The organism is Marinococcus halophilus, assembly GCF_002265875.1.
Classification (GTDB): domain Bacteria; phylum Bacillota; class Bacilli; order Bacillales; family Marinococcaceae; genus Marinococcus; species Marinococcus halophilus.
The window spans coordinates 13,206-28,339 of the sequence record NZ_NPFA01000022.1; the positions used below are offsets into that span (position 1 = coordinate 13,206).

The following is a 15,134-nucleotide window of genomic DNA, read 5'->3' on the forward strand; positions in this document are numbered from 1 at the left end:
GGGGGGTTCTATGAATACACAAATCGTAACCTATTCCTGGATTTTCATGGGCTTATTTATACTAATGATGCTGTATTTCGGCTGGGTCGGAATGAAAAGAACTAAAACTTCGGAGGATTTTGCTACTGCACGATCAAGTTATAGTCCCTTAGTGATTGCCTTAGTAATCGCAGCGGGAATATCGAGTGGTTCAACGTTTATGGGAATGCCGGGGCTTGCATACAGTATCGGAACACCGAGTCTCTGGTATCCGCTGCTTTATCCTATAGCTACCGTTATTGGCATGCTTTTTGTAGCCAAGGTTATAAAGAAATATGGTGATGATTTTGGTACAAGAACGATTCCAGAATTTATTGGAGAAAGATACAAAAGTGATTTTTTGCGGATTGCGTTAACGATTATTTCTATTTTGCTCATTTTTTACGTAGTTTCTCAATTTGTTGCTGCTGCGACAATGTTTCAGACGATGATGGGTGTGAATTATGAGATTGGCTTAATCATCACGGCAGCGGTACTGGCTGTTTATGTATTTATGGGCGGTTCCCACTCAGACATCATTACAGATGCCGTGCAGGGATTTTTAATGCTGATCGTAGCAATTACAGTATTTGTTTGTTTTATGACGAGCGTTGGTGTCAATGGCGGTTTCACAAATATGCTTGAAACAGTAAGTAATGAAAATCCTCAGGGCGGCTTTAATCAGTTATTTCTTCCTGGAGATAACACGTACGGAGCATTTTGGCTGGTGGCCTTATTGTTTGTAGCCCACCTTCCTTTCTCAGTGCAGCCGCATCTTGGCAATAAATTTATGGCAGTTAAAGGCAGCAAAGACATCAGAAAGCTGATTATGTATTGCACGATCTTTGCTACAATTCTTCCTTTGATGGCTTTGGGTGGAATGCTTGGAATAGCGGTAGTCGGCTCGGATGCAGGTATCAGCCCGGATCAAATAATTCCGGTGCTGTTCAGTGAAATATTCCCGCCGGTGATTGCAGCCTTTCTGGCAATAGCTGTGCTTTCCGCCGTAATGTCTACGTCCGACGGTTTGATAGTATCACTTACTCAGCTGCTTGCTAATGACTTGTACCGCAAAACGATTGTACCTAAAATCAATATTTCGAAAGAAAAAGCGGAGCGGAACGAATTGATTATCAGCCGTTACAGCACATTTGTAGTAATAATCGCAGCCATCTTTTTTGCCTGGTCCCCGCCAGAGTTCTTAGCGGTCTTTATGTGGATTGGCATCGGAGGCATCATGGCAGCTACTGCAGGCCCTATTGTAGTTGGTGGTGTATGGGACCGTGCCAATAAAACAGCAGCCATATCTTCTTTAATAGCAGCGACAGTTGTGTATTGGTTCGTTTATCTGCCAATCGGCCTTAACTTCTCGAATCCATTCGGGGCTGCTGGTATTGGAGTTATTGTCGGGATGCTCACGATGTATATTGTGACGATAGCTACTACTGAATCTTCAAAAGAAAGTGGTTTAGATATAAAGCAGAAACCAAACGCAAGGAGTGGGAAAAATGTATAAACCGTTTGTATCGCCTATTAGAATTATTTCTGGTGAAGGAGCAATAAATGAAACACCGGCTTTGCTGCAGGCCCATCAGGCAAAACGGGTAATGGTATTTGCGGATCCGGGGGTAGTCGATGCCGGCCTCGCAGCCCCTTTAGAGGAGCAATTAAAAAAAGCCGGGGTGGTGTATGAAATATATTCAGACTTAAAACCGGAGCCGCCTGTAGAAATCGGGAAGAATGCTTTGCAGGCACTGAAGTCATTCGATGCAGATTTTGTTATCGGAATCGGGGGCGGCAGCTCTTTGGATATCGCAAAGGCCGTTTCGGTATTGCATGGCAACGAAGGCTCCATCGAAAATTATTTAAATCTTTCCGGCGACAAAACCCTTAAAAGCAAAGGCCTGCCAAAGCTTTTAATACCAACTACGGCTGGTACAGGGGCAGAGGTGACTGATATCAGTGTGTTCTCACTTGAGGGCACTAAAGACGTTATCACCCATGAGTTTTTATTGGCAGACGTTGCTGTAGTAGATCCCGAGCTCACGATGACGGTGCCGCCTAAGATCACTGCGGCTACAGGAGTGGATGCTCTTACTCATGCAGTAGAAGCATACATCTCTGTTAACAGCACTCCCCTGACCGATGCTCTCGCTTTGGATGCAATGGAAAGAATAGCGAAAAATATTCGTACGGCGGTATGGAATGGAAATAATAAAGAGGCGCGTGTGCAGATGAGCTGGGGGAGCATGACGGCAGGGCTCAGCTTTTACAACGCAGGGGTTGCCGGCGTCCACGCTTTAGCCTATCCGTTAGGAGGATTATTTAAAATTTCCCATGGTGAATCCAACGCTGTGCTTCTTCCTTACATTTTCGATTACATCTGGCCTTCCTGCATGGAAAAAATGGGGACGATAGCAGAACGAATAGGGGCTAATACAAAAGGGTTGTCGAAAAGGGAAGCTGCAATAGCAGGTGTCCGGGAGTTAAAGAATATTGTTGAAGATGTTGGCATTCCTTCGACATTGGAGCAGTTTGGAATTGAAAAAAGTGATCTTGTGAAGCTGGCAGAAAGCGGAGAAAAACAGACAAGGCTTTTAGCAAGAAGTCCTAAATCTTATTCTTACCAGGATATTTTAGAAAGATATGAAGCAGCTTTTGCAGGTACTTTGGAAATTAACAAATAGTTAAAAAAAGGCCCGTTCTTTTAATAGAATACGGGCCTTTATTATTTTATTCCCCGGTGATTTTTTCGACTGAATCATTTAGCTGGTACTCACGGCCAAGCAGCGTGAAGTCGCTCCATTTTGTATTATTTACATAGTAATACTGGTCGTTTTGAACGGCTTCGGTATCAGCAAGCAGATCATCCACCAGTTCCTGGGACTGCTCTGTCGGCTCTCCCTGGTCGGTTAGAATAAACAGATAGTCTGCGCCCTCCACATAGTCAGGCACAGTTTCAAGAGAAATTGCCTGAGTTTCTGTGTTTTCAGTTACGCCTTCTGTCGGTTCGAGCCCGGCGCCTTCATACAATCCGGCAAAAACAGATTGATCATGTACGTAAACTTCCTTACCGATAAACTGGACGACAGCCGCAGTTGCATCTTCCGGTATATTATTGTCTGCAAGTGTTTGTTTTGCTTCCTCGGCTTGTTGTTCGTATTCATTCAGCCATTCTTCGCTGGCGTCTTCTTTGTTTAATGCATCAGCAGTGTTTTTCAGCTGCTCTTCCGGTGTATCTCCAAAAGAAGTCATGTAGACCGGTGCGATTTGCTCGAGCTGCTCGAGAGAGTCAGACTGATAATCCGATAAAAGAATCATATCTGGGTTAAGCTCATTGATCTGTTCGACGTTAGGCGTATCTCCGCCCACGCTTTCCACTCCTTCAAGCCTGTCACCGTATGTGTCAAGATAATAGTCAGAGGTGCCTGCCGGCTGCTCGCCCAGGATCAGCATGTCTGCTACGTTCTGCAGGGCTACCACATTCTGGGGATCTGCCGGAATTTCTACTTCCCGGCCGGTCGGATCGGTAACGGTTCTCATTTCAGCTTCTGCGTTTTCCCCGCCGTTTTCCCCTTCCCCGGAATCTCCTGAAGAATCATTGCCGCAGGCGGCAAGGACAAATAAAAGTGCAAAACCGACTGCAAATAAAGAAAACCACTTTTTAAACATATATGTAATCCTCCTAGTTGATAATAATAATCATTTGCATGACTATTATATGGTATTCATTTTATAATTACAATGTAAACCTTTGGAACTATGCAAAAAATGTCGTGTGCCGATAGTTTTTAATAAAATGTAAGGGCTGTGCTTTTGTTTTTTTAACGTTACACTAAAAAAAGCCTGCTTTTATGATTGTAAAACATATGAAGAAAAATCTGCCTACAGGAGGAAATGTTATGCGTTTTGAACCGTCTGAACAAATCGACCGACTGCCGGAACAGTTCTTTGCTTCGCTTTCAAGGAAAGTGCAGGAGCTTAAGGAAGAAGGCAGGGATTTAATTAACCTGGGCCAAGGTAATCCTGACCGGCCGACGCCGGGCCCAATTGTTGAAAAAATGCAGAAAGCTGCCGAAAACCCCGAATATCATAAATATTCCCCGTTCCGGGGGTATGCTTTTTTGAAAGAGGCGGCAGCTGATTTTTATCAGAGGGAATACGGGGTGACGCTGGATCCAAAAACGGAGGTGGCGGTTTTGTTTGGGGCAAAAACCGGTCTGGTGGAGATCAGCCAGTGCCTTCTTAATCCCGGGGATACGGCGCTGCTTCCTGATCCGGGGTACCCTGATTATCTTTCCGGAACGGCCCTGGCAGGTGCAGAAACAGTATTTATGCCGTTAAAAGAAGAAAATGAGTTCCGCCCTGATTTTCGCGAAATTGAAGCAGATGTGCTGACCCGGGCGAAAATGATGTTTTTAAATTATCCCAACAATCCAACGGCGGGAATCGCTACGGCGGATTTTTTTGAAGAAACGGTCCAGACTGCTGTACAGCATCACATTTGTGTCGTGCATGACTTTGCCTATGGATCACTCGGCTATGACGGCGAAAAACCGCCGAGCTTTCTTCAGACTCCCGGGGCCAGGGAAGTGGGCGTAGAAATGTATACACTGTCGAAAACGTTTAACATGGCCGGATGGCGAGCAGCTGTGGCGGTAGGAAATGCTTCGGTAATAGAGATGATTAATAAAATGCAGGATCATTTGTATGTAAGTTTGTTTGGGGCGGTGCAGGAAACCGCAGCGTATGCGTTTGACCACGGGGCAGGCATGGCTGAAGATATACTGAATGTTTACGAAAGCAGAAGAAACGTATTTATTCAGGCACTACGCGCTCAGGGCGCAGAGGTACAGGCGCCCCGGGGTTCTTTTTTTGTATGGATGAAAGTGCCAAACGGCTACACCTCCGCTTCGTTCACCGAAAAGCTACTTGAGAAAGCAGGTGTAGTAGTAGCCCCAGGCCATGGCTTTGGCAGTATGGGAGAAGGATACGTCCGCATCGGCCTGCTTGAAGAGGAAGAACGGTTGAAAGAAGCGGCTGTAAGAATCGCCGGTGTAGCAGCGGAGGGGAAGTGAAGCATAGCTTTAACATGTTTTCGTTCACCCATACTTATTTTGGTGCTCTTTTTTCCATGCCAGGTAAGTTTCGTCCTCCCGGGCCTGTATCCATTTTTCTTCAAAAATCCGGGCTGATTCGGCTTTTTCTTCATTGATCTGCCGCTCGTTCACATTTCCGTCTTTGTCATATTTTTTGCCTCCTTTATAATTGGCATACCGGCGCGAGCGGGTATAGCCCATCTGCAGAAATTTTCTTGCCATGTCCATACCGACAAAGTCCTTCTGTTTTTTATATTCCAAAAATAATTCATAAATCTGTCCGGAGGATTCTTTAGCAATGTCGGGTGTTTTGAATCTCCAGTGCGGCAAAATTTCACTCTTGTATGGCTCCACCATTAAAACGCCCTGTTCTCCTCGCCCTACGCGGTATTTCTCGGGTTGTTCACGAAAATTAATGCTGTCAAAATCCTCTTCATAATTAAAACTCATTTGCGTTCTCTCCTTTTTTGTCTTTATCTTCTTTGCCCGGAAATGAAGAGATGTATGTGTAAAAATTTGTAGCCATACAGGATTTATCTTTCCTAAAAAGGGGAATAAACGGGATGCATAGAATAAAGAAGGATTATCGAAGATATACATCGAATCCTTGTGGTAGATGGAGGTTTTAAGATGGAATATATTGAAAATGTACGCAGCCAGCTTCTGGAGGAAGTCGAACCAGTTCCGGAAGCAGATTGGAACATAAAAACGGACGCTACGGATTGGAGCGTTGCTCAGGTAGTAGAGCACCTCCGGCTATTTGAAGCCTTTGTAGGAAGAAGCATGAAAAGCGCCCTGGAAACAGAACCTACCACAAGGGCGGAAGAAAAGCCGATTCAAATGATGAAATACCGCCGCCGTCCGGCGGAAGCGCCGCAGGAACTCCAGCCTGAGGATATGGAATTTAACAAACAGACCCTGCTTGAAGAATTGCAGGAAACGAGAAACTATATCCGTCACCTTGAAGAAAGGCACACCAGTGAGGACTTAGCAGCACGTTCCATTTCGCATCCCAATTTTGGGCCTATGCCTCTTCATCAGTGGCTGGAGATGATCGGCCTCCATGAAGAACGGCATATCGCTCAAATCCAAGATATAAAAGCAAAACTATAGACTGAGGGAGGAAAAGAAATGAAGAAGCTCATTAATGGTGTGGATCAGATCGTTTCTGAAATGGTGGAAGGACTGGTGGCTGCTCATCCCGACAAGCTCCGGGCGATTGAAAATACGAATGTGATTGTGCGGGCCGACGCGCCAGTGCAAGGTAAAGTAGCTTTGATCAGCGGAGGGGGCAGCGGGCACGAACCTGCTCACGCCGGATATGTCGGGGAAGGGCTTCTCGATGCAGCAGTGAGCGGGGAAGTATTCACCTCGCCGACCCCTGACCAGGTGCTTGAAGCCATTAAAGCCGTGGACAGCGGAGCCGGAGTTCTTTTAATCGTAAAGAACTACAGCGGGGATGTAATGAACTTCGATATGGCTGCCGATCTCGCAGAAGCAGAAGATATTACGGTCAAGCAGGTCGTTATACGGGACGATGTAGCGATTTCGAATCCCGACGATCGGCGTGGCGTAGCGGGAACGACTCTTGTGCATATGATTGCCGGGGCAGCAGCAGCTGAGGGAAAAAGCCTGGACGAGGTGGAAGCAATTGCACAGGGCGTTGCTGACAATGTTCGCTCGATGGGCGTTTCCCTCGCACCTTGTACGGTTCCGGCGTCCGGAAAGCCCGGATTTACTCTTGAAGAGAACGAGATGGAGATTGGAACCGGCATTCACGGCGAACAGGGCGTGGAGCGCCGTGAGCTGATGCAGGCCGACGCCGTTACGGAAGAACTGGTTCAGCATGTGCTTGACGATATGCATCTAAATGACGGCAGCGAAGTGGCATTAATGATTAATGGGCAGGGAGCCACACCGTTGATGGAGTTGTATATTGTGGCAAGAAAAGCTATTCAGCTGTTAAAAGACCGTGGTATTCACGTAAAGAAAACCTTTGTGGGAGAGTATATGACGTCGCTTGAAATGACGGGATGCTCGGTAACGATTTTAAATTTGGATGAGGAACGTAAACGGTTGCTACTATCCGGCAGGGAGTGAAGTTTTCATGGAACTAAGCGCAGCAGTAATGAAGCAATGGGCACTACGAATCAACGAAAAAATGCAGGAGCATAAGGATAAGCTTTCCGAGCTCGACCAGGCCATCGGAGACGGCGATCACGGACACAATATGGCCCGGGGGTTTCAGGAGGCAGCAAATAAAGTAAACGATTCTTCCTATGACGACATCGGCACGATGTATAAAGATATAGCTTCAACACTTATTTCGAAAGTGGGCGGGGCTTCAGGGCCTTTATACGGAACAGCTTTTCTTAAAGCCGCCAATGCATGGAAGGGAAGAGATGTACTCGACAGCGAAGCCTTTACCGAAGGCATCGAGGCTGCCGTCGGTGGTATTGAAACGAGAGGCAAAGCTTCTTTTGGAGACAAGACAATGCTCGATGTATGGATTCCTGTCCGGGATGAAATGAAAGAGCGCGGAGTGGATACAGAACAGGCAAACAAAACAGCTGCGAAAGAAGCAGAAGCTACTATTGACCGGGTCGCAAAAAAAGGAAGGGCTTCCTATTTAGGCGAGCGCTCGAAAGGCCATATGGACCCGGGCGCCTTTTCATCGCAGCTCGTTTTCGAAGCTCTGGCAGAAGTTTATAAGGAGGGGGCCTCTTAATGGCGAAAGTCAGCATCATTGTTATTTCCCACAGCAAAGAACTCGCCGATGGAATCGTGGATCTCGTATCCCAGACGAAACAGGAGGACGTTGCGATCGCCGCAGCCGGTGGCACTGAAGAGGGAGAAATCGGCACGAGCGTTGACCGGATTACCGGGGCCGTAGAGTCGGTTACGACTGAGGAAGGTGTGCTGCTTCTGTTTGATATTGGCAGTGCGTTAATGAATGCAGAAATGGCTCTTGAAATGCTTCCCGAGCTTGAAGGCCGTATTACTATCGCTGATGCCCCGCTTGTAGAAGGAGCCTATATTGCTGCAGTTGAGGCAGGAATGGGAAAAACACTCGAGGAAGTGAAAAAGGCAGCAGAATCGGCAAAGGAATGGAAAAAAATCGAGGATTAATGAGAAAACCCTGAAACCTTGCGACGGTTTCAGGGTTTTTTGGCTGGAATAGAGTGCCTTACAAAAAGCTGTAAAATCATATGCTCCCAGCTTTTCAGGTTACGAGCTCGTTTTCGGTTTTGCGTTTTTATAATAAGCTTTCCGGGAGGCTTCCTCTTTTTGGACAGAAGATGTTTTTGACGCTCTCGCCAGCAACACATAGCTGAGCACGGCCGCAGCATCTGCTGCAAAAATCACAATGCCCATCGGTACCGCTGTATGCTCTCCGGCAATGCCGACCAGCGGAGCCGAAGCTGCCCCGAATAGAAATGGGAGCAGACCGATCAGCGCAGAGGCGCTGCCGGCCCGGTGCCCTTGTTCTTCCATCGCAAGGGAAAACGAGGCAGTGTTTACAAGTCCAAGGCTTGAAACAACGAAAAACATCGGGATCACAATAGAGGCAAGCGGTGCTTGAATTATGGTCATTATTAACAGGACGGAACTTGAAACGATGGTCAGCCCGAGGCCAAACGTGAGTATTTTTCGTTCGGGCACAATGCCGGCAAGCCGTCCGGTTGTCTGGGAGCCGATAATAATACCAATGCCGTTAAGCGCGAATAAAAAGCCGAAAACTTGCGGTGAAGCTCCGTAAATGCCCTGATACACAAATGGGGTGCCGGACACATAAGCAAAAATGCCGGCCATCTTTAATCCTTGGGCAAGAGCGTAGCCCATAAACGAACGGTCTTTTAGCAAGCTGCCGAAAGTCTTTACCGTTTCTTTTATGTCGCTGTCTGAACGGTTCGTCTCCGGAAGGGTCTCCGGGAGCAGGGATAAAACAATAATGAAAATAGTGACGCCTATCGCGCTCAGAACAGCAAATACGCCGTTCCACGTGGTGAAATTAAGGATGGCTCCGCCAAGCACTGGGGCAAGTATCGGAGCAAGTCCATTTACAAGCATCAACAGCGAAAAGAACTTCGTTAGTTCTTTTCCGGAATACATGTCCCGGACAATTGCCCGGGAAATAACAATACCGGCCGAAGCGGAAAATCCCTGCAGAAAACGGCAAGCAATCAAAATCCAAATGGTTGGAGCGAATATACATAAAATAGAGGCGGCTATATAAATAAACAGGAAAATAGATAACGGTTTTTTTCTTCCATTCACATCACTCATAGGCCCTACGATTAATTGGCCAAAGGCGAGACCGAGCAGGCAGGCTGTTAAACTGAGCTGTACCAGCGAAGCGCTCGTATCAAGGTCCTGGGCAATAGAAGGAAAACTGGGTAAATACATGTCGATAGTCAGTGCGCCGAACGCAGCCAGCGAACCTAGCAGAATAGCCAGGCCGATCCGTTTTTTAGACGATACCGCCTGTGTGGAACTCATGATAAAATCTACTCCCTTGTTGAAATATGAATCACGGGACACGTTGTTTTTTAAGCACAAGAAAGGATTCTAACATAAGCCATATAAAAAGAAAAGTCCGCTGTTTTAAGCCGGACTTTTCTTAGTTTTTGTTTCGAGAGCCGCAAACAACAGATGCCAGCACTCTGCACTAAGCGCGAAAAACAGGATAATAAGCGTGCCGGCCCATTCCTGAAAAAAGGCGACAGCGATAATTCCATACCATGCGCAGCGAAGCAGGTGCTCGAGCGAAGGCATCCATAAAAAGCACAAAGGCCGCAACAGAATAAAAAAGATGAAGCTGAAAAGGAAAAACACATATTCCTGCGTCAAAGCTACGGAAAATACAGCACTTAATCCTTCATTTACTAAGGAAAAAAAGAATAGGTTCATCACCTGCTGCTACTCCTCGGTATCTGCCGGGAAGTGGACGCCGGTCTGAGCACGTATTTCATCAAGGACTTGAAGCACCTGGATGGAGCGTTCGATCGAAATATGAGGCACATCTTCACCGGCACAAAGGCGAATGAAGGCTTGTATTTCATGGACCATGGAATCCTCCTGGCTGTTTTCCCAAAGGATAGTCGTTTCATCTTTTTTTGTGAGGGTCACCCGGTGCATATGATTGATGTGATCGATGGTGATCGTGCCGTCTTCTCCCTGCAGCTCGACTGGCTGAGTCGAAGAAGAGATTTTAGAATAGCTGATGACTGCCTGGGCTTCCGGATATCCAAGAAGAGCAGCTGCCTGGCCATCAGCACCGGTTTCAAGCAGGTAACCATGTGCCTGTACGGTATGCGGCATGCCGAGAAGCTCAAGAGCCGGGTGGAGGCAGTAGATGCCAATATCCATTGAGGCCCCATTGGAAAGCTCCGGTTTAAAAGCATTGAGTACAGTTCCCTCGCGGTAAGCGTCGTACCGGCTCGAATACTGGCAGTAGGAAATCGATGCCCGGCGGAGCTTGCCGATTTCGTCAAGGTGATCGGTCACAGCAGTCCAAGCCGGGAAATACATATTTTTAATCGCTTCCATAATCGTAACGCCGTATTCGGAAGCGGCAGCGAGCAGCCGCTTTGCTTCTTCAGCATTAGAGCACATTGGCTTTTCACAGATGATGTGCTTTCCGTGCTGTATGCCGGCCATGGCGATGGAAAAATGATATCTGGTAGGGCTTGCAATATACAGCGCCTCCACATTTGTATCCCGGCAAAGCTGTTCTAAATCATTATAAGCCGAAGGCGCGTCATATTGGTCCGCCAGAGCTTGAGCCCGTTCGAGATTCCGGGAATACACAGCCTGCAGCTGAAAATCCTCAAGCGTTCTGCCAGCCTGAATGAAAGCTTCGGTAATCCAGTTCGTTCCCACAGTGGCAAAATTCATTATGTAAAACCTCCTTAAGTATCAGCTGTGTCTATGAATTTCCTTTCCTTTTCCGGCTCGATCGTGTTTTTGTTTCTGCCTTAGAGATAGAAGCCCTCCGTTTTCGTTCCTCAAAAAATAGAAAAAACTGATCATATGCTTCTACAGCAGCAGCAAAGCCAAGAATGAAGTAAATGGAGCCGGCTTCCTGCAGCAGGACAAAACCGAGGGCCACGTACCACAGCATTTTTAGCAGCCGGGAAGCCGCCGGTTTCCATAAGAAGAAAATGGGGCGCAGTAAAAAATACAATAAAATAGCCAAAACAAATACAGCGATATTTTCACTGAAGGTACCGGGCACCCGGGAAATAATTTGATCGATGATTTGTCCGAATTCCGCTAAGCGTTCTTCCATTAGCTGCAGCTCCTTTGATTAGTTTAGATACAAGTACTCATAATTGTATCGTAGCGGTTTTAGCATCAAATGAACAGCCTTGAATCAAAAAAGGAAAGGTGATAAAAAACCCTCTTCCCGAAAAAGAAGAGAGTTTGGGACGAAAAGATATACAAATGAGTAATTACGGCCGGACTGGCCGCAGGTCTTCATTTTCCTTGAGTGAGCAGATGTATTCGACTAATAGTCCGATAACATTTTCAATATCATCCATGCTCGCTGTCTCCACTGGGGCATGCATGTACCGAAGAGGAAGGGACACGTTGACGCTTGGAATGCCGGCGCCAGCCAGACGCAGCCGGTCAGCATCAGTGCCGGTCACTCTTGGCGTGAGCTCGTACTGCACGGAGAGGCCGGCTTTTTTTGCGGCCTGCTCGAGTCCTTCATTAGCCGTCGGATGGATCGGAGCTCCCTTGGCAAGTACTGGACCCCCGCCGAGAGTTACTTCTGTCTCCTGATTTGGATTGGACCCGGGGTAATCATATGCAAATGTAACGTCCAGGGCAATTGCTAAATCAGGCCGCAGAGCGGCTCCGGCAAAATGAGCGCCTCCCATGTTTGTTTCTTCGTTGACCGTGCTGACGCCGTATACACCTACCGCCGGACGCCTGTCCTGTAGCCGCCGCAGGACTTCTGCAGTAATGAAAGCACCTGTGCGGTTGTCGAGTCCACGACCACTGAAGCGATTATTCAACAGCTTTTCGGGAGTGCGCTCGTAAACTCCTGCATCGCCGACAGAAAGATATTCTTCCATTTCCGCTTTGCTTTCAGCTCCGAAATCTATGTATAAATCAGAAAAAGCAAAGTCTTTTTTGCTGCCGCCTTTGTGTTCCGCATTAACGCCTGTGACACCTGTGATAGGCCCTTTTCTGCCCTGGAAAGTTACTTTCATTCCAAGAGCTGGGGCCTGGCTGATACCCCCGAGCTTTTCTACCCGTACGAAGCCGCTGCTGTCGATAGACTTTACGAGAAAACCGATTTCATCGCAGTGGCCGGCTAAAAGGACATGAAATGAGGCTTCGGGGTTAATGACACCCCAGGCATTGCCGATTGTATCTGTGTGAACTTCATCCGCATACGGAGAGACGTACTGAAGCCACTTACGCTGGATGGCCATTTCATTCCCGGATGGAGAGGGGGTTTGTAGCAGGCCATATAAAAATTGTTCAGATGATTCCTTCATGGGCGTTTCCTCCTTGGAAGTACAATTTATTACAGCATCCCGTTTTTTGTCTTTGCCGTCAACTCATGCACCTAAAACTGCCGGCGTTTACTTGTAGTGACCCCCGATTTTTTCCGCCCGGGTCAGGGCCTGGCCGCCCGGAAGAAGGGAGGAGGCCTGGAGCACGGCCGCCGGTCCGTACCGTTCCTTAAGAGTATCGATTGTTCTGTTTAAGTCCTCACGATACTCTTTTTCAGAAAACAAATCCAACTGCACAGATTGATCACTTTCGAGCTGCTGGAGGCTGAGGCTCAGGCCGCGGACCGGATAAAAGTTCCAATGCTTAAGAAAGAGGGAAGCAGCAGCTTTATAGAGGGCTTTGCCGTCATTAATCGGTGCCGCCTGGGCGGCCTGCCGATGGAAATGAAAAGGTCTTTCGTTATCACGGCCTTCGGCTCCGACAGTGACTGTCCAACCGCTGAAGCCTTCAACCCGTGCCCGGCGCCCAACTTCTTCGCTCAGCTCGCGCAGCACCACCCGGATATCATCCCAGCTGGAGTAGTCACGTGGAAGCGTCATATGGTGGCCGACAGCCTTTCGGTGCGTATGAGTTCCGGGACTGACTGGGGAAGGGTCAATGCCGTGAGCTGTCTGCCAGAGCAGTTCACCGTTCAGTCCGAAACGGTGCCGCAGTTCTTCCACTGGATAGGCAGCGAGGTGGCCAGCCTTTCGAATGCCCATTTGGCGCAGGTGTTTTTCCATTCGCCGGCCAACACCAAACAGATGATTCACAGGGAGCGGCCAAAGCGTTGAAGCCAGCTGATCCTGGCTCAGGGTGAAAATTCCTTCTTCGGATTTTTTGGCAAAATGATCACAGGCCATTTTGGCCAGAACCTTGGTCGGTCCGATGCCAATGCGGGGGTAGACGCCGAACGCCCGAAGCAGGTGGCGGTTGATAAAAAGAGCCGCCTGCTCCGGGGTAGAGGCCGTATGCCTGTATGTATGCGTCATATCTGCAAAAAGCTCATCTACACTGTAAGGTTCTATCTTATCTGTGTACGCTTCAAGCGCCGCTGCAATTTGTACCGAAATTTTTAAATACAGCTCCATGCGTGGAGGGATAACAACGAGCGCAGGACATTTTTGCTGGGCCTGGCTGAGTGTTTCGGCCGTTTTTACACCTTCGCGTTTGGCGACAGGGCAGGCAGCCAAAATAACGCCGCTCCGGATCGACGGGTCGCCGGCTACAGCTGTTGGTTTATGCTGCAGATGGGAATAGTACAACTTTTCAACACTGGCGTAAAACGACTGCATATCGATTAGAAAAATAATCCGCTCCACAGCCCTTCCCTCCTTTGGTTGATAAAGCTATTTCTTCTTTTCCCTAAATTATACCTCAAAATATATATTTTAAACGAACAAATGTTCTGTTTAAGGTGAAAAAAACCGGAGCCCCGTTTAGCTCCGGCTTCTTGATTATGACGAGGGGAGGCCCCTTTTCTGTACGAGGGTGTTATTGAAACGCTCGAGCAGCTGGGCGAATTGATCGCGATCTTCCTTCTCCCAGTCGGCCAATAGGTTAGCATACATATGGATCCGTTCCTGCTTCAGTGTATTAATCGCCTCGATCCCTTCCCCTGTAATAAAAATCTGGTTGACCCGCTTATCGTGATGATCGGGACGGCGGGAAACGAGGCCCTTTTTCTCCAGGGAGTGGATCTGGCGGCTGAGTGTAGAGATATCAAGGAGAAAGTGATCAGCGAGTTCGCGAGCAGAACGGGGGCTCTGCTGGTGCAGTACTTGAAGAATCAAATAGGCAGAACGGTCCAGGCTGTTTGCCTGGCTGTCGAGTGTTCTTTTAAAATCTGCCCGGCGCATTAACGTTACCACGCCGGTCTCAATTAGTTCTAGCATTTCCTTGTCATGTTTATTCATCGGAGCCCCTCCAATTCCAATCGGTCTTTTTCTCTATTGTAATATAGATTAGGAGCGAAAAAAGAGATAAGCGCAAAACGAGTGTATATAAAACATAAATATTATGCGTTCTTTTCTAATCGGCCCGCTGCATAGCCCTTCTTTCAGCGTATTCAAGGCATTTTTCACAGACAAATACTTTTTCACCCTGCTTTGTGAAGTATGGACGCATATAGGAGGTCTTCGATCTGCAGTAGTAGCAGCGTTTTGAGAAAGAGAGGCTTCTTATCCATTGCTTTAGCAACAACATTTCCTCCTTTTGCAGTGATATATAGTTTCACGATAAGAGAAGGAGGGGATGAATGCGAACAATATGCTTATTAAAAACGAATGCCGTGATTTATATGTATTTATATAGTAATTCAATAAAATAATACTTTAATTCGTGAATGAAACCATCCATGAGAGCATAAAATAGTTTGTGTAAACGATCGATCACCAAAAAAGGAAGTCCTTTTCTAGTAGAATGAAGTTACCGACCACATCCACAGAAAAGAGGACTTCCCTATGAATAATTTTACTACAGATATTGCTCACGCTCTAGTCCAAC

Annotated in this window: 16 protein-coding genes; 7 read left to right on the forward strand and 9 right to left on the reverse strand. The window is 47.4% G+C overall.

Annotated elements, in window-relative coordinates; translation table 11 throughout:
- Window positions 1-10 precede the first annotated feature (10 nt).
- Window positions 11-1,534, forward strand: coding sequence for a sodium:solute symporter family protein (locus CHL76_RS15060; protein ID WP_079475161.1), 1,524 nt, complete (start codon window positions 11-13; stop codon window positions 1,532-1,534).
- Window positions 1,527-2,705: an iron-containing alcohol dehydrogenase gene (locus CHL76_RS15065; RefSeq protein WP_079475162.1), complete on the forward strand. Its 1,179-nt coding sequence runs from the start codon at window positions 1,527-1,529 to the stop codon at window positions 2,703-2,705. Before CHL76_RS15060 ends, CHL76_RS15065 begins: the two co-directional genes overlap by 8 nt.
- Window positions 2,706-2,751: 46 nt before the next feature.
- On the opposite strand, the gene CHL76_RS15070 is transcribed toward CHL76_RS15065, so the two are convergent.
- Window positions 2,752-3,690, reverse strand: a complete 939-nt coding sequence (locus CHL76_RS15070) for an ABC transporter substrate-binding protein (protein ID WP_079475163.1) — start codon at window positions 3,688-3,690, stop codon at window positions 2,752-2,754.
- 230 nt (window positions 3,691-3,920) lie between these two features.
- On the opposite strand from CHL76_RS15070, the gene CHL76_RS15075 reads away from it, so the two are divergent.
- On the forward strand, window positions 3,921-5,096 hold the full coding sequence (locus CHL76_RS15075; RefSeq protein WP_158219200.1) for a pyridoxal phosphate-dependent aminotransferase: 1,176 nt from the start codon (window positions 3,921-3,923) through the stop codon (window positions 5,094-5,096).
- 24 nt (window positions 5,097-5,120) lie between these two features.
- Here CHL76_RS15075 and CHL76_RS15080 read toward each other — a convergent pair whose 3' ends face one another.
- Window positions 5,121-5,567 carry a DUF4385 domain-containing protein gene (locus tag CHL76_RS15080; RefSeq protein WP_079475164.1) on the reverse strand — a complete coding sequence of 149 codons (447 nt, stop codon included), beginning with the start codon at window positions 5,565-5,567 and terminating at the stop codon, window positions 5,121-5,123.
- 180 nt (window positions 5,568-5,747) lie between these two features.
- On the opposite strand from CHL76_RS15080, the gene CHL76_RS15085 reads away from it, so the two are divergent.
- Genes CHL76_RS15085 through dhaM form a run of 4 tightly spaced genes read left to right on the forward strand, consistent with a single transcriptional unit; the run spans window position 5,748 to window position 8,246 of the window.
- On the forward strand, window positions 5,748-6,230 hold the full coding sequence (locus CHL76_RS15085) for a DinB family protein (RefSeq protein WP_079475165.1): 483 nt from the start codon (window positions 5,748-5,750) through the stop codon (window positions 6,228-6,230).
- A gap of 18 nt (window positions 6,231-6,248) precedes the next feature.
- Window positions 6,249-7,217, forward strand: coding sequence for a dihydroxyacetone kinase subunit DhaK (gene dhaK / locus CHL76_RS15090; RefSeq protein WP_079475166.1), 969 nt, complete (start codon window positions 6,249-6,251; stop codon window positions 7,215-7,217).
- A 7-nt stretch (window positions 7,218-7,224) separates the two neighbouring features.
- Window positions 7,225-7,845: a dihydroxyacetone kinase subunit DhaL gene (gene dhaL, locus CHL76_RS15095; RefSeq protein WP_079475167.1), complete on the forward strand. Its 621-nt coding sequence runs from the start codon at window positions 7,225-7,227 to the stop codon at window positions 7,843-7,845.
- The gene (gene dhaM, locus CHL76_RS15100) at window positions 7,845-8,246 is read left to right on the forward strand and encodes a dihydroxyacetone kinase phosphoryl donor subunit DhaM (protein WP_022794265.1); all 402 of its coding nucleotides are present in this window, start codon (window positions 7,845-7,847) and stop codon (window positions 8,244-8,246) included. Before dhaL ends, dhaM begins: the two co-directional genes overlap by 1 nt.
- A 99-nt stretch (window positions 8,247-8,345) precedes the next feature.
- Here dhaM and CHL76_RS15105 read toward each other — a convergent pair whose 3' ends face one another.
- From CHL76_RS15105 to CHL76_RS15135, 7 genes are all read right to left on the reverse strand, one after another.
- A complete protein-coding gene (locus tag CHL76_RS15105; protein ID WP_094909024.1) occupies window positions 8,346-9,617 on the reverse strand; it encodes a multidrug effflux MFS transporter in 1,272 nt (423 codons plus the stop codon).
- Between the two features lie 105 nt (window positions 9,618-9,722).
- The gene (locus tag CHL76_RS15110; protein ID WP_143745406.1) at window positions 9,723-10,031 is read right to left on the reverse strand and encodes a hypothetical protein; all 309 of its coding nucleotides are present in this window, start codon (window positions 10,029-10,031) and stop codon (window positions 9,723-9,725) included.
- A gap of 6 nt (window positions 10,032-10,037) precedes the next feature.
- A complete protein-coding gene (locus CHL76_RS15115; RefSeq protein WP_233133488.1) occupies window positions 10,038-11,015 on the reverse strand; it encodes a Gfo/Idh/MocA family protein in 978 nt (325 codons plus the stop codon).
- Window positions 11,016-11,046: 31 nt separating this feature from the next.
- Window positions 11,047-11,409 carry a hypothetical protein gene (locus CHL76_RS15120; RefSeq protein ID WP_079475171.1) on the reverse strand — a complete coding sequence of 121 codons (363 nt, stop codon included), beginning with the start codon at window positions 11,407-11,409 and terminating at the stop codon, window positions 11,047-11,049.
- Between the two features lie 163 nt (window positions 11,410-11,572).
- Entirely contained in the window at window positions 11,573-12,631 is a 1,059-nt protein-coding gene (locus tag CHL76_RS15125; RefSeq protein WP_079475172.1) for a zinc-binding metallopeptidase family protein, read from the reverse strand.
- A gap of 87 nt (window positions 12,632-12,718) precedes the next feature.
- Window positions 12,719-13,951, reverse strand: a complete 1,233-nt coding sequence (locus CHL76_RS15130) for a DNA polymerase IV (protein ID WP_079475173.1) — start codon at window positions 13,949-13,951, stop codon at window positions 12,719-12,721.
- A 135-nt stretch (window positions 13,952-14,086) separates the two neighbouring features.
- Window positions 14,087-14,545: a MarR family winged helix-turn-helix transcriptional regulator gene (locus CHL76_RS15135; RefSeq protein WP_079475174.1), complete on the reverse strand. Its 459-nt coding sequence runs from the start codon at window positions 14,543-14,545 to the stop codon at window positions 14,087-14,089.
- Between the last annotated feature and the right edge of the window lie 589 nt (window positions 14,546-15,134).

Excerpts from the sequence above, each read along its gene's own strand:
- CHL76_RS15120 (WP_079475171.1), bottom strand. The coding sequence starts at position 11,409 with ATGGAAGAACGCTTAGCGGAATTCGGACAAATCATCGATCAAATTATT.
- CHL76_RS15085 (WP_079475165.1), top strand. The coding sequence starts at position 5,748 with ATGGAATATATTGAAAATGTACGCAGCCAGCTTCTGGAGGAAGTCGAA.
- CHL76_RS15135 (WP_079475174.1), bottom strand. The coding sequence starts at position 14,545 with ATGAATAAACATGACAAGGAAATGCTAGAACTAATTGAGACCGGCGTG.
- dhaL (WP_079475167.1), top strand. The coding sequence starts at position 7,225 with ATGGAACTAAGCGCAGCAGTAATGAAGCAATGGGCACTACGAATCAAC.
- CHL76_RS15075 (WP_158219200.1), top strand. The coding sequence starts at position 3,921 with ATGCGTTTTGAACCGTCTGAACAAATCGACCGACTGCCGGAACAGTTC.
- dhaM (WP_022794265.1), top strand. The coding sequence starts at position 7,845 with ATGGCGAAAGTCAGCATCATTGTTATTTCCCACAGCAAAGAACTCGCC.
- CHL76_RS15125 (WP_079475172.1), bottom strand. The coding sequence starts at position 12,631 with ATGAAGGAATCATCTGAACAATTTTTATATGGCCTGCTACAAACCCCC.
- CHL76_RS15080 (WP_079475164.1), bottom strand. The coding sequence starts at position 5,567 with ATGAGTTTTAATTATGAAGAGGATTTTGACAGCATTAATTTTCGTGAA.
- CHL76_RS15060 (WP_079475161.1), top strand. The coding sequence starts at position 11 with ATGAATACACAAATCGTAACCTATTCCTGGATTTTCATGGGCTTATTT.
- CHL76_RS15070 (WP_079475163.1), bottom strand. The coding sequence starts at position 3,690 with ATGTTTAAAAAGTGGTTTTCTTTATTTGCAGTCGGTTTTGCACTTTTA.
- CHL76_RS15065 (WP_079475162.1), top strand. The coding sequence starts at position 1,527 with ATGTATAAACCGTTTGTATCGCCTATTAGAATTATTTCTGGTGAAGGA.
- CHL76_RS15115 (WP_233133488.1), bottom strand. The coding sequence starts at position 11,015 with ATGAATTTTGCCACTGTGGGAACGAACTGGATTACCGAAGCTTTCATT.
- dhaK (WP_079475166.1), top strand. The coding sequence starts at position 6,249 with ATGAAGAAGCTCATTAATGGTGTGGATCAGATCGTTTCTGAAATGGTG.
- CHL76_RS15105 (WP_094909024.1), bottom strand. The coding sequence starts at position 9,617 with ATGAGTTCCACACAGGCGGTATCGTCTAAAAAACGGATCGGCCTGGCT.